This is a genomic window from bacterium 336/3, assembly GCA_001281695.1.
GTDB lineage: Bacteria > Bacteroidota > Bacteroidia > Cytophagales > Thermonemataceae > Raineya.
Window position 1 is genome coordinate 445,472 of record LJIE01000001.1, and the last position, 13,228, is coordinate 458,699.

Sequence of the window (13,228 nt, forward strand, 5' to 3'; positions counted from 1 at the left end):
AAATACTAAACTTCAAATAAGCAAATTTTATTATGAATGGGTTTTCAGTGATAAATTAATTTGTAGGGCAAAACCAGAAGAAACATTTATAAATTCCAAATTTCCTTTCAAAGCATTAATTCTATTTTCAATGTTTTTGAGCCCAAATCCTTTTTTCTGTTTTAAAATAGTTTTAGACATTCCTATTCCATTGTCATAATATCTGAATATCAAATGATTATTCTCTTCCAAAAATACAATAGAAATTTGACTGGCTTGAGCATGTTTAAGTGTATTATGAACCAACTCCAATGCAATTCTATAAAAGGTTAGTTGGTGTTCATAAGGCAAGTCTTGTTGAATATCATAAGTAAAATGAATGGCAATATGCTCCTTTAGATTTTCTAAAAAATATTTTAAGCTGTCTTTCAAGCCAAAAGTAATTAATTGAGTAGGTGAAAGCTCATGGGATAAGTCTCGGATTTGATTAAGAGATATTTCTAAAAGTTTTTTACTTTCATCAATGGTGTTCTTTCTTAACTGACAATTATCCCATATTTCAGGTAAAAAAGCAATTTTCATCTTAGCTGCTGCTAAAATGGAACTTACTTCATCATGGAGTTCCTGAGCTATTTTTTCTCTTTCTTGTTCTTGTATTTGAATGTTCTCTCTTAAAGCATGTAAATAAAGCTTTTGATAGAGATTTTTTTGAGAAAATATAAAAAGAATCAAAACCAAACTTCCAAAACCCACAATGATAATAACTGTACCTATGAGAAGTATGGCGTATAATGATGTTTCTTTGGGGATGAGGGTGTAATCCATATTCCTATGCCAATAGCAGTGTAGAGAACAACTAAAAATACAATATGTAGCATCCAGATAAGGTAATTAAAATCTGTACCTCCAAATTTTAGCACAGAATTGCTTAAAGAAAGAATAAGGAAACTCCCTAAAAAATACAAGCAAATGCCTGTTACAATCGCAAAATTATTGTTGTTTTCTTGAAATTCTCTAATAGTATCAATTTTAGGAATGGTTCTGATAAGATAAGTAATACTATAAGTTAATAAAATCAGGGATTCAGCAAAACGAGCATATGTATTAAAACTCTGTAAACTTTGTAAATACATAGAAAAATAAACTGCCAAAGCTAAAAATAAAATGTTGATGGTACTAAAAACAGCTTTATGGATTTCATTACGAAGAATATGCTGATAAAATAAAGACAGACATATGAATTCAAGAGGTGTATAAAAATGGTATAAATAGAGATTATTTTTAGGCTTTCCTGGCCAAAGAAAATGCTGAATGAGTTGGGCAACTAAACCTAAACACAAATAGAACTTGTTTAACATTTAATGAATCTAGAAAAAATAACAATCATAGCTAAAATATTAAAACAGAACCAATGTTTAGCAAGGTATTCATATCTAATCAAAAGAGCTTTGAAAGCATCCATCCAAGCAAAAGTTCTTTCAATAACAAATCTTCTTTGATATAGCACTTCATCAAAATGATGACAAAGTTGATTATTTTGTGTATTTCTTTTATTAAAATCAATATTAGTTTCTATTTGATACTTTTCACAAGTTTTTCTACAAATATCATTATCAAATCCAGCATCAGCATTCAAGAACAAACCTTCTATGGAAATATCAGCTTTTTCAAGCCAAACTATCAGTTGTTTAAAATGTTGTGAGAAATGAAACATGTCATGATGATTTCCACTAACAGGTTCTGAAATAGCTATTAATATCCCCTGATTATCACATAAATATACTAAATTAGTACTTGCTTTGGAATGTTTATGATTAAATCCCACTGCTTGTCCACCTCTGTTGGCTCTTGTTTTTGAACCATCTATCTGAATACTAGACATATCCAAATACTTTTTATAGTGCTTCAACAAATAAACCCACAATTTTTCCCATGAACCATCCTCACACCAGCGTTTGAAATGATAAAATACACTTTGATAACTATATTTTTCTTCAAAAAAACGTTCTGTAGGAAGTTCTCTCCACTGACAACCTGTTTTTAGTCTATATAAAATTGCTGAAAGAATACCAACCCTTTTTTTCTCTGAAATACTTAGTCCTCGTCTTCCAACACTTAAATGAGGTAATATTAGCTTTTTTATTCTATCTTTGCTCAAGATGCTCATAAAGTAATTTTGTTTGTTTGCACTACAATAGTATACTTTTTTGAGCATCTTTGTTTATAGTATTATAACCTTAGACAACTTCATTAAAAAAAATCCATCTAATACCATGCTTTATATAAACCTTTTTTATAATACCCAAAATTATACCTAATACCATAATAGTTGAAGGTATAAGGGCTATCCAAAACATAATTGTATTTTTCATAACATCATCATTTGAGATTATTAAAATAATTTTAGTGGGCTTAGACTCAAAATAGCTGGTTGAAAAGGTTTAAATGATTATCCACCTAATCCACCTGTTCCAGGACAAATAGGAGGACAAGGTAATGCTAAATTATAAATGCTATCTAAAATATTATTTCCCTTCTCGTCCACTCCAACCATCATCAAATGATTATTTAAGTCTTCATCCATACCAAAGTAAATACGAATATTGACAACATTAGGAGCGTTCAAGAGTTTTTCTATCTCTCTTCTGTGGAGTAAATAAGCTTTTGGGAAATATGGATTGTCTGCAGGTCTTTCTTTGTTGAAAGGAACTACAAATTCTTGCCAACGCTTAGCCCATTCGTTAGCTACTTTGAGAGGTATAAGACCATCTTCAGGGTTTACTACAAATGCCATAATTAAAAAGGGTTAGAGTGTGTAACGATTAACTTAAAATAGTTAGTGGTGTTTGTACAAAGGTAAGTAACAGAAAATTGCTATGCATCAGGGAATCCCTGATTTTTGATATGTGTAATAAAAAATATCACTTCGTTTTTTATTGATAAGAAAAACAGTGTTTTTAGATTTTTATAGCACTTTTGTATAAAAAACAAAGAAAAAAAAGGTGTAATGTTTTTGAGTTTTTTTAATTTTTTAACTTTTTAAAGAAGTTTGAAAAATAAAGTATATGCTTGAAAAACAAAAAAATTACCTTCGAGAAGAACAACTTTTAGATGATAAAAAAGAACTACATTTCTTCAATATCCCAATGAACTTCTACACCTTTTTTACGGAGATTGTCTAAAATTTCTTGACTGCCTTTTTTGATACTGGGGCTACAACCCACAATTTTTTTAAGATGTTGTAAACCCTCAAACACAGAAGCATCCAATTCAAAATTGAGAAGCGTATAAAAAGTACGAAGATTGGGCATTTTTGTAATTACTTCCAATTCTTCTTGTGAACTGGGGTCAAATGATAAATCTCGCATTTTGGTTAAATTTTGAAGGTTTATTTGGCTGGGCTTACTCGATTCGTAAATAATTAGTGTTAGCTTTTCTAAATCTGTTAACCCTCCAATGGCATCAATATTTTGTAAAGGATTGGCTTCCAATTCTAAAATTTTTAGACCTTTTAAAATATGGATAGGTGTGAGATCTGTGAGTTCAAAGCCACCTGCATAAAGCATTTTCATTTTGCTGATATTTCTCAAATCTTCAGGGCTAAGAGGAGTTTCTAATAATTGACCAAGCAAATCTTTTGAATAAATATGCTGAAATTGATTGAATGTAATCATTCCATCAAAGTTATGTTTGATACTTGGGAAAATATTATTCTTTTGAATATGATAATTTGCATGAATTACTTTCTTCCAGTTTTCAGAAAGCCCAGACCACCAATTTTCTAATATATCATCAGAGGGTGGGATAATGTCAGAATTGTAAGCAAGTGTATGATATACAGGTGTTTTGGTTTCTACAAAATCTTTTGTGTAATATAAAAAATTAAAAGTAGCAGACTCCCAGTAGCATTTTTCTTGAACATGATGCAACAAAAACACACTTTTAGGATTGGCTATAATACGTAAATGATAAGTAGGGTTGGGCTCATCTTGATGTTTGTCATACGTTTCATCATCAAATCCCCATGAAATTTTTTCGTACTCCAACCATGTTTCTACTCTATCAAACCAATGAGGAAAGTCTTTGACTTGTAAAACTTCTACTTTCTCAATGTGTTTCTCTGCCTCTCTACAAAATTCATCATATTCTGTTTCTAAAGAAACATAGTATTCTCCATTTTCCATGCCTCTACTAGAAAGTTTTTGTCCTTTATACTCAAAACTTCCATCTTTTTCCATTTGGTCGTATTCCTCTTCTGTGATAGGGATTTTTCTCCAACGCATTTTTTCCAAAAGTTCATCCATTTCTTTTTTGTAATTTGTATCAAGCAATTGTTTTGCCTTTTCTTCATCAAAGGGATAGGAAGACCAATTACTATTATAAACATGCCCTAATACCATGTTTTCATAAAGTTCCATGATAATTTGGAGAGCAAAATTGGGGGAATCGTTGATATGATGTTCATCTGGGTGTACAATCTGCACTTCCACATCAAGTACATTAGCCTTTTTAGATAAAATATTGAAAGAAATGAGAGAAGACATAATAATAAGGTTTTGATAACAAGACTAATATATAAGAGTCAATCCGTAAATACAATAAGGAATAACATTTAAAATGTATATTTTCTGAAACTTTTTAGAACAAATATGTTTTATTATCTTTACAGAAATAAAGAATATGAAAAGCTATTGGCAAAATATAGCAGAAGGCATCCAAAGTAGCCTGATAGGAATAAAATTAACGCTCAAACATTTGTGGAAAGCTCGCAAAAGACGAGAACAAATTTATGTGAGTAATCATAATTATTTTGAAGAAAAAGAAGGTAGAGTAACCCTTCAATATCCAAAAGAAACGTTGCCATTACCTGATATTGGACGTTATCAGCTTCACAACGAAATGGATGATTGTATTGTATGTGATAAGTGTGCCAAAATTTGCCCAGTAGATTGTATTGATATTGAGCCTATTAAGTCAGTAGGTGAGTTTGGTAAAACTTCTGATGGTACAAGTAAACGCCTTTATGCTGCCAAGTTTGATATAGATATGGCAAAATGCTGTTTTTGTGGTTTATGCACAACTGTTTGCCCCACAGAATGCCTAACTATGACAGACGAATACGATTTTAGTGTAACCAATATTTTAGAACACAATTTTAAATTTGGAAATCTTTCTGAAACAGAAATAGAAGAGAAAAAAGCTCTTTATGAACAGTACACCAAAGAAAAAGAGGAAGCTAAAAAGAAAGAACAACAGGAAAAAGAAGCTTTAAAAGCTCAGGAAAAAGAAAATCAGGAGAGTTTGGGTAATTCAGAAAATAAAGAAGAAACCCAAAAAACTGCAAAAATAACATTTAAACCAAAGTTTAAACCTAAGTAGTAGTTATTGCAACGTTCTTTCCAATAAAATACTTAAAGAAACGCCAAATGCAATCCCTGAAAGAAAAGTCGTCCAAGTGAAAGTTTTAGTTTTTAAGATATTTACAAAAATTACAGATAAGAATAAAATAAACCCAATAATTAAAATTTGCCCTGCCTCAATACCCACATTAAATGCTAAGAGTGGCATAACAATACTTGGTTCAGTTGCTTTTGTGGTGTTTTCAAACCAATCTTTTGAATTGCTAGTCAGCAATTGACTCAACTGATTTGAGAAAGCAGCACCATGTATAAGTCCAAAAATGGTAGCAACACCATACTTTAACCACATCAAAGGGCGTTCATCTTTATTCCAAAATAAGTTGAATAGAGAAGTAAGTAAGATACTCAATGGAATAAGCCAATTTTCGACAAGTGCCGTATTAATATGGATAATTTTAAAAGTAATAAGAGCTAAAGTTATAGAATGCCCAATTGTGAAAGCAGTAGCCAATACAAGCAATTTTTTCCAATCTGATACCAAATAGCAAGCACATAAAGCCACCAAAAAAAGGATGTGATCTTGGGCTTCTATCCCAATGATGTGTCCAAACCCTATTTTAAACCAAATTGAAAACTGTTCCATTTTTATAAAAGAGGATAGCTAGCCATAACCATAAAATTAGCATTTCTCATTTTATCACTTCCTACAGTTATATTATTTACCTCAAAAAAATCATAAGAAAATCTTGCTTCTATTTTAATAGGTTTGTTGGATGTATTGAGATAGATACCACCTCCAATAAGTCCTCCAAAACTTACAGGACTCATACTCAATGGTCTGAGGATTTGAAATCCAGCAGGTGGAGTGATAGAGTATTTTGAACCTATTCCTACAACAGTATTTAACCCTGTATTGATAAAAGGATGTGTTTTCTTCTTATTAAAAAGGTTAAATTCCAATAAAAAAGGAATATTCAAGCCACTAAAACGCATATTGATAGCTCCATCTGTAGATTTAGCATTTCTATAAAGATATAATGCTTCTAAATGAATACTAAATACTTTTCCATATTGAACATTACTATAAATACCACCAACAAAACTTACTTGTGGATTAAAAACGCCTGTTCCATACAAATTTAGATTGGCAGTTGTAGAAAAAGAACGATAAGCATATTCTTGTACGCCTCCTCCAGCCTTTACACCAAAACGGATTTCATCATTTCTTTTGGGTTTAGGGAAGCTATAATAACGGATATAAGAATATGTTTGAGGCTCAGAGCAATTATTATAATAAGAAACTAAATCCATGAGGTAATCTTGGCGATAGTTTTCTATTTTGGCTGGTAAATAGCGATTTTTGTCAAAATTAGAACAATCTAAAAAGTAACTCTCAATAAAGGCTGTTAAGTTTAACTTATCTACAGCCACAACTTTACTATCTTTTTGGATAAAAAAGTCTGGATTACCTTGTTCATCTACACCTTTGTATAAGTGTATTTTTCCTTTATCTATGGCTTTTTGTAAAAAAATAAATTCATTTTCTGGAGTAATGAATACAGACTCATAATTGCCATTGCCATTGAAAGATTGTACTTGAGAAGGTAATAATATTTCTTCAGAAGTGCTTTCAGGGGCTATTTTATAAGAAAGTTTTTTTGAATTAGTAGCCTTGAAAGATTTAACGATATAAACTCTTAAAGTATCTCCTTTTTTCGTAATGATTTGGTCTTGAGCAAAAATATATTGATTAAGAAAAAGAAAAATAATAAGTAAATTCCAAGAAAATATACTTGATTTCATAGGCTAAATAGTAAAAAAGCCCTGTGATGAGCAGGGCTTGGGTTTAGTACTCCGTAGGGGAATCGAACCCCTGTTACCAGAATGAAAATCTGGTGTCCTAACCCCTAGACGAACGGAGCATTAGCGATTTAGGATTGCAAATTTGCATATAAAAAAATAACTATGCAAGAAAAAATATCTTTTTTTTGTAATTAGCAATTTCCATCTATATCACAACTATTAACAGGTTGATCTATAGGTTTTACAAAACTCTGTTGAAGAGCTTGAAGAAAAATGGAGCTATCTTGTGCTCCTGAAATAGCAAACTTCTTATTAAAAACAAAAAAAGGAACCCCTTTTACACCTATCTGAAATGCCTCATAAATATCTTTTTCAACATACTCAGATTGTTCGTTGGTGTTTAAAAATTTTTGAATGTTTATATCATTCATACCAACGGTTTTACCTAATTCTACTAAGATACTTTTATCTGCAATATCTAAACCTTTTACAAAATGAGCTTCAAGAAGGACTTCTTTCAACGTATTTTGTAAATTCTGCTGTTTGGCAAAATGTAAAAGTCTATGAGCTTCATAAGAATTTGCAACAATAGCATTTTCAAAGTGAAAGTCTAAGTTGACACTTTTAGCCATTTGAGTTACATTATCTAAAATTTGTTGGGTTTGGGGTTTGCTCCAACCTTTTCGTTTTTCTAGATAAGAGGTATATTCCTCTTTAGGGGAAGTTTTTGGATAGTCAGGATCTAATTGAAAAGATTTCCAAATAATTTTTATATCATTTTTATACTCAAATTGTTCGAGAGCCTTTTCAAATTTTCTTTTACCAATATAACAAAATGGGCAAAGAACATCACTCCAAATTTCAATTTCCATAAAGTTTAATTTTTAACGTATTTTTTTTGCAATTTCTTCTGCTACTACTTGTCCTGAAATAAGAGACGGAGGCACACCTGGACCTGGAACAGTTAGTTGACCTGTAAAGTACAAATTTTTTACTTTTTTACTTTTTAAACTGGGTTTTAAAACTGCAGTTTGCATAAGTGTATTAGCTAAGCCATAAGCATTACCTCTAAAAGAATGATAATCATTAGAAAAATCTTTGTGAGCATAACTTCTTTTATAGATAACAGCTTCTCTAATATTTTGTCCAATGAGCTTCTCAAATCGATCCATGACCAAATTATAATAGTATTCACGTGTTTCTTCAGAATCGTCCAACCCTACTGCAACAGGAATAAGAATAAATAAGTTCTCTGTACCTTCTGAGGCAACTGATGGGTCTGTTTGTGAAGGTATAGATGTATAAAACAAAGGTTTAGAAGGCCACTTAGGATCTGTATATATTTCGTGAGAATGTAAAGAAAAATCTTCATCGAAAAACAATGTGTGATGTTTTACATTTTCAAGTTTTTTGTTTAGTCCTAAATAGAAAATTAATGAAGAAGGTGACATGACTCTTTTATCCCAATAATCTTTAGAATAACTTTGATAAGGTTTTTCTAAAACTTTCTGATCTATATGTTCATAGTCAGCTCCAGCCACTACAGCATCTACTTCAAAAGTATCAGTATCTGTAATTACTTGTTTAGCTTGACCATCAATTACTTTTATTTTTTTTACTTCCTGATTATATAAAATTTTCACCCCTTTTTCTTGAGCTAAAGAAACCATTCCATCTACAATTTTATGCATTCCTCCTATTGGATACCAAGTTCCCAAACTAATATCTGCATAATTCATTAAACTATACAAAGCTGGAGTATTTTGGGGAATGGCTCCTAAAAATAAAATTGGAAATTCAATTAGCTTAAGTAATTTTTCATTTTTGAAGTATTTTCGAGCGTATTTGTGAAATGACTCAAAAATATTCATACGAATCATGTCAATAAGTAATTTAATGTCTACAAATTCCCAAACAGAAAGACTTGGTTTGTAAACAAGCTTATTGATACCTACTTCATATTTATAGGCGGAATCTTTTAAGAGTTCTTGTAATTTTTGACTGCTTCCCTTTTCATAACTTTCAAATAAAGCATACAATTCATTTAAATCAGAAGGAATATCTACAAAATCATTTTCTCCAAAACAAACTCTATAAGAAGGGCTTAAACGAATAAGTTTATAATAATCTTCTACTTTTTTACCAAAGCGAGCAAAATATCTTTCAAATACATCAGGCATCCAATACCAGCTAGGACCCATATCAAAAGTAAAACCTTCTGCTTTGAAAACTCTTGCTCTTCCACCTGCGGATTCATTTTTTTCCAGAAGTGTAACTTTATAACCCTTGTCTGCAAGTGTAGTAGCAGCAGAAAGACCTGCAAAACCAGCACCTATTACAATAATATTTTTACTCATAGAAAAGTAGTTAAAAAATATAGTCATTAAATTATGAAACAGAAAGCTATTAAAAATGTTGTAGATTTAATTTTTTTTTCTGAATTTGTTATGCGATAAATACCATAAAAATGAAAAACACACTGCTTATTATACTATTTTCTTTTTATTTATTAGATGTTTTCCCACAAAGTCAAACTTTGTTGATAGAAGAAAACAAAAGCAAATATACAGTTGGAAAACAATTCCTAAATATTTTTGAAGATAAAACACGCTTTCTAACTGTCACAAAAGCTTTAGAAGAGAGTTTTGTACCATCTACTATGGATAGTCCAAATTATGGGTATTCCAATTCTGCATTTTTTACAAAGTTTTTTGTAAAAAATGCTCAAAATAAACCCCAAGACATTTGGATAGAAGTAGATTACCCCTCCTTAGATTCTGTGAGTTTCTTTGTTTTAAAAGATAATCAAATAGTCAAAAAAAACAATACAGGCTACGGACTACCGTTTTCTACAAGAGAAATTAAAACCAAAAACTTTGTTTTTGTAACTCATCTTGAACCACAAGAAGAACAAACAATCGTATTGAGGTTTAGAAGCAAACGCAATACAACGTTTCCCATTACAGTTTGGAAAGCAGAAACTTATACAGAAAGTAATAGCTCAGGTTACTTGGGGCTTGGATTGTATTATGGTATTATGTTAGCCATGTTATTTTATAACTTATTTGTTTATACAGCTTTAAAAGAAAAGAGTTATCTATACTATATTTTGTTTATACTATCAATGTTATTATTTGTTATGTCTTTCAACGGACACGGATTTCAATATTTATGGTCTAATTTTCCAAGTTTTAATGCAGTTAATATACCATTTTTTATAGCTCTATTGATATTCAATTCATTAAATTTTGGTAGAGAATTTTTGAGTGTTGCTCAAAGGATGCCTAAAGCCAATCGAGTGCTTGAAATTATGATGTTAGTAAGCTTTTTAATCATAGTATTGTCTCTATTGCTTCCTTCTCGAACAAGTACTATGATGGCTGTTTTCATGGGACTGCCTTCGGTTATTATTTTGGTTTATATATCTGTCGTTTCTTTAAAAAAAGGTTTCAGACCAGCTCGTTTTTTTACTTTGGCGTGGAGTATATTTTTGTTAGGTTCATTTATAACTGCTTTGAGGTCTTTTGGAATATTACCTTATACGTTTGTAACTGTTTATGGTATCCAAATTGGCTCAGCTTTGGAAGTCGTACTCTTGTCATTAGCCTTGGCAGATAAAATTAATACACTAAGAAGAGAAATTGCTCAAAAAGCCTTAGAGAGAGAACGTGTAGAAAAAGAAAAAGAACAGAGAGAATTTATTACAGAACAAAATAAAAAATTGGAACTTTTGGTAGAAGAAAGAACAAGAGAATTAGCTGAACAAAACAAACAAATTACAGATAGTATTATTTATGCTCAAAGAATACAAAAGGCAATTTTACCTTCCAAGAATCAAATTGTGCAAGCCTTTCCAGAAACATTCATCTACTTTAAACCAAGGGATATTGTAAGTGGAGATTTCTACTGGTTTGCTGAAAGAGATAATAAAATAGTAGTGGCTGTTGTTGACTGTACAGGTCATGGTGTACCAGGAGCTTTTATGAGTATGATAGGAAATACATTATTGAATCAAATAGTTCTTGAAAGAGGTATTACAAGACCAGCCGAGATATTGAATCAGTTGCATGAAGAAGTTAGATTTGCTTTAAAGCAAGATGAGATATTAGAGGAGGGAGCAAAAGATGGTATGGATATAGCCATCTGTGTTTTCCATCAATTACATAATATCTTAGAATTTGCAGGAGCAAATAATGGAATGTATTTGATAAGAAATAATAAACTAGAAGAAATAAAAGGTGATAGAATGGGAATAGGTGGAGCTAAACGTGGTGTAGAGCGAAACTTTACAAATCAGATTATCAAATTGGGTAAAGAAGATACAATTGTTTATTTGGCATCGGATGGTTTTGCAGACCAGTTTGGTGGAGAGAGCAATAAGAAATTCATGGCAGGGAGTTTGAAAAAACTATTATTAGAACTTAATGATAAGAGCTTGAAAGCTCAACACCTCCAACTCAATAAAGTAATGGAAGAATGGAGAGGAAGTTATAAACAAATAGATGACCAACTCATTGTTGGCTTTAAAATAAAGCCAACAGCTAGTAGACAAAAGGCTGAAATTAGAATTAAAGAAACCTCTACTGAAGAAAGAAAAACAGATATACCACATAAATTTACCCGATAATATGAAAATACTTGCTGTTGGTAAAAACTATGCCAATCACATTGCTGAAATGAAAAGTGAATTCGATAAGTTTTCAGGCGAACCAGTTGTTTTTATGAAACCAGATACAGCTTTACTGAAAGAAAATGCACCTTTTTATTATCCAGAGTTTAGTAAAGATATTCATCATGAAGTAGAAATTGTTGTGAAAATTGGGAAAGAAGGCAAACATATCGAAGAACGCTTTGCTCATAAATATTATGATGAAATAGGCATTGGAATAGATTTTACAGCAAGAGATTTACAAGCAAAGTTGAAGCAAAATAGCTACTCTTGGGAACTTTCTAAGGCTTTTAATGGCTCTGCTCCTGTTTCTGGTTTTGTACCTAAAACAAATTTTTCTGATGTACAAAACATTGATTTTCATTTGGAAATCAATGGAGAAACACGCCAAAAAGGAAATACATCCATGATGATTTTTAAAATAGATTATATTATTTCCTTTTTATCAAAGTATTTTACACTCAAAAAAGGAGATTTGATTTTTACAGGAACTCCTGAAGGGGTTGGAGCTGTAAAAATAGGAGATAGATTGTGTGCATATATTGAAGGTGAAAAAATGTTAGATTTTGAAATAAAATAAAAACTTCATAAAAATTTGGATATACTTTCGTGCTTTGAGCTTGAGTTGTATGTAATAAAAAGAAAAATACAATGATATGTGAGAAAACCTTTGCCATAAAATTATTTATTTACTTTTACTTCTCTGATATTTGAATTCATTGCCATCTCTTTTGATAATCAAAGTTTTATCATCTAATTTTAATATTTCTTCTGTAGGTTCTGCATTAGCATTTTGAGGTGTATTGGCTGTCTTCTTATAATATATTTTGTTACCTTGAACTTTGTATGTGTAAAAATCATTGTAAGGTACCATATCAAAGTTACCATTTTTTTTAAACCTTATGGATGAAAACTCATCACCACCTTCTAAATTCCATAATCCTACAAGTAGTTTTGCATCAATATTTTTAGAAACAGTTTTGTCTTCTTTATTTAAATCAGCTTTTATCCAAGTTTCTTTTGAACCTTCTTGCAATTGAATAACCATTTCTTTTTCATTCATACTGAGTACTTTTACTTCAGATTGGGTATCTGGATATAAAATGACATCACCCTTTATTTGATAAGTAGATCCTTCCTCATTGCCATCTCCATAGACTTTCTTGCCATCATAATAAACCCAAGGTTCAAATTGCTCTTTAGGAGAAGGTAAAACCCAACGCCCCTGAATAAGTTTTTCGTAATCTTGCTTTGTTTCTACTGTTGTCATTTTCTGTTCAACTTTAACAGAATCTTTAGGTGCTTCTTTTTGCTCTTGCTTATCTGCTTTTTTACAAGCAATTGTCAATAATACCAAGATGATAATAGATAGTTTTTTCATAATAATGTTTTGTTTATTACTTTAATTTATATAAAA

Annotated in this window: 12 protein-coding genes, 1 tRNA gene and 1 pseudogene; 3 read left to right on the forward strand and 11 right to left on the reverse strand. The window is 30.8% G+C overall.

Features of this window, described 5'->3' with window-relative positions; genetic code table 11:
- Positions 1-30: 30 nt before the first annotated feature.
- From AD998_02130 to AD998_02150, 5 genes are all read right to left on the reverse strand, one after another.
- The gene (locus AD998_02130) at positions 31-804 is read right to left on the reverse strand and encodes a hypothetical protein (protein ID KOY85109.1); all 774 of its coding nucleotides are present in this window, start codon (positions 802-804) and stop codon (positions 31-33) included.
- Positions 750-1,337, reverse strand: coding sequence for a hypothetical protein (locus AD998_02135; protein KOY85110.1), 588 nt, complete (start codon positions 1,335-1,337; stop codon positions 750-752). Before AD998_02135 ends, AD998_02130 begins: the two co-directional genes overlap by 55 nt.
- Entirely contained in the window at positions 1,331-2,146 is an 816-nt protein-coding gene (locus tag AD998_02140; GenBank protein KOY88013.1) for a transposase, read from the reverse strand. Before AD998_02140 ends, AD998_02135 begins: the two co-directional genes overlap by 7 nt.
- Before the next feature lie 282 nt (positions 2,147-2,428).
- Complete coding sequence (locus tag AD998_02145; GenBank protein KOY85111.1) at positions 2,429-2,773, reverse strand: hypothetical protein; 345 nt, start codon at positions 2,771-2,773, stop codon at positions 2,429-2,431.
- A gap of 331 nt (positions 2,774-3,104) precedes the next feature.
- Positions 3,105-4,523 carry a hypothetical protein gene (locus tag AD998_02150; GenBank protein KOY85112.1) on the reverse strand — a complete coding sequence of 473 codons (1,419 nt, stop codon included), beginning with the start codon at positions 4,521-4,523 and terminating at the stop codon, positions 3,105-3,107.
- Positions 4,524-4,659: 136 nt separating this feature from the next.
- Between AD998_02150 and AD998_02155 the strand changes: the two are divergent.
- Positions 4,660-5,232 (forward strand): annotated as a pseudogene (locus AD998_02155) (hypothetical protein).
- A gap of 129 nt (positions 5,233-5,361) precedes the next feature.
- On the opposite strand, the gene AD998_02160 reads toward AD998_02155, so the two are convergent.
- The 5 genes from AD998_02160 to AD998_02180 all read right to left on the reverse strand — a co-directional run bounded on the left by AD998_02160 (position 5,362) and on the right by AD998_02180 (position 9,499).
- Positions 5,362-5,982, reverse strand: a complete 621-nt coding sequence (locus AD998_02160) for a hypothetical protein (GenBank protein ID KOY85113.1) — start codon at positions 5,980-5,982, stop codon at positions 5,362-5,364.
- Between the two features lie 2 nt (positions 5,983-5,984).
- Positions 5,985-7,142, reverse strand: coding sequence for a hypothetical protein (locus AD998_02165; GenBank protein ID KOY85114.1), 1,158 nt, complete (start codon positions 7,140-7,142; stop codon positions 5,985-5,987).
- A 44-nt stretch (positions 7,143-7,186) separates the two neighbouring features.
- Positions 7,187-7,261 (reverse strand) — tRNA-Glu (locus AD998_02170).
- Positions 7,262-7,333: 72 nt separating this feature from the next.
- Positions 7,334-8,014: a hypothetical protein gene (locus AD998_02175; GenBank protein ID KOY85115.1), complete on the reverse strand. Its 681-nt coding sequence runs from the start codon at positions 8,012-8,014 to the stop codon at positions 7,334-7,336.
- 12 nt (positions 8,015-8,026) lie between these two features.
- The gene (locus AD998_02180; protein KOY85116.1) at positions 8,027-9,499 is read right to left on the reverse strand and encodes a phytoene dehydrogenase; all 1,473 of its coding nucleotides are present in this window, start codon (positions 9,497-9,499) and stop codon (positions 8,027-8,029) included.
- A 110-nt stretch (positions 9,500-9,609) separates the two neighbouring features.
- On the opposite strand from AD998_02180, the gene AD998_02185 reads away from it, so the two are divergent.
- On the forward strand, positions 9,610-11,769 hold the full coding sequence (locus AD998_02185) for a hypothetical protein (protein ID KOY85117.1): 2,160 nt from the start codon (positions 9,610-9,612) through the stop codon (positions 11,767-11,769).
- Position 11,770: 1 nt separating this feature from the next.
- The gene (locus AD998_02190) at positions 11,771-12,391 is read left to right on the forward strand and encodes a 2-hydroxyhepta-2,4-diene-1,7-dioate isomerase (GenBank protein ID KOY85118.1); all 621 of its coding nucleotides are present in this window, start codon (positions 11,771-11,773) and stop codon (positions 12,389-12,391) included.
- Between the two features lie 105 nt (positions 12,392-12,496).
- Here the strand turns inward: AD998_02190 and AD998_02195 are convergent, their stop codons facing one another.
- Positions 12,497-13,192: a hypothetical protein gene (locus tag AD998_02195; GenBank protein ID KOY85119.1), complete on the reverse strand. Its 696-nt coding sequence runs from the start codon at positions 13,190-13,192 to the stop codon at positions 12,497-12,499.
- Positions 13,193-13,228 lie beyond the last annotated feature (36 nt).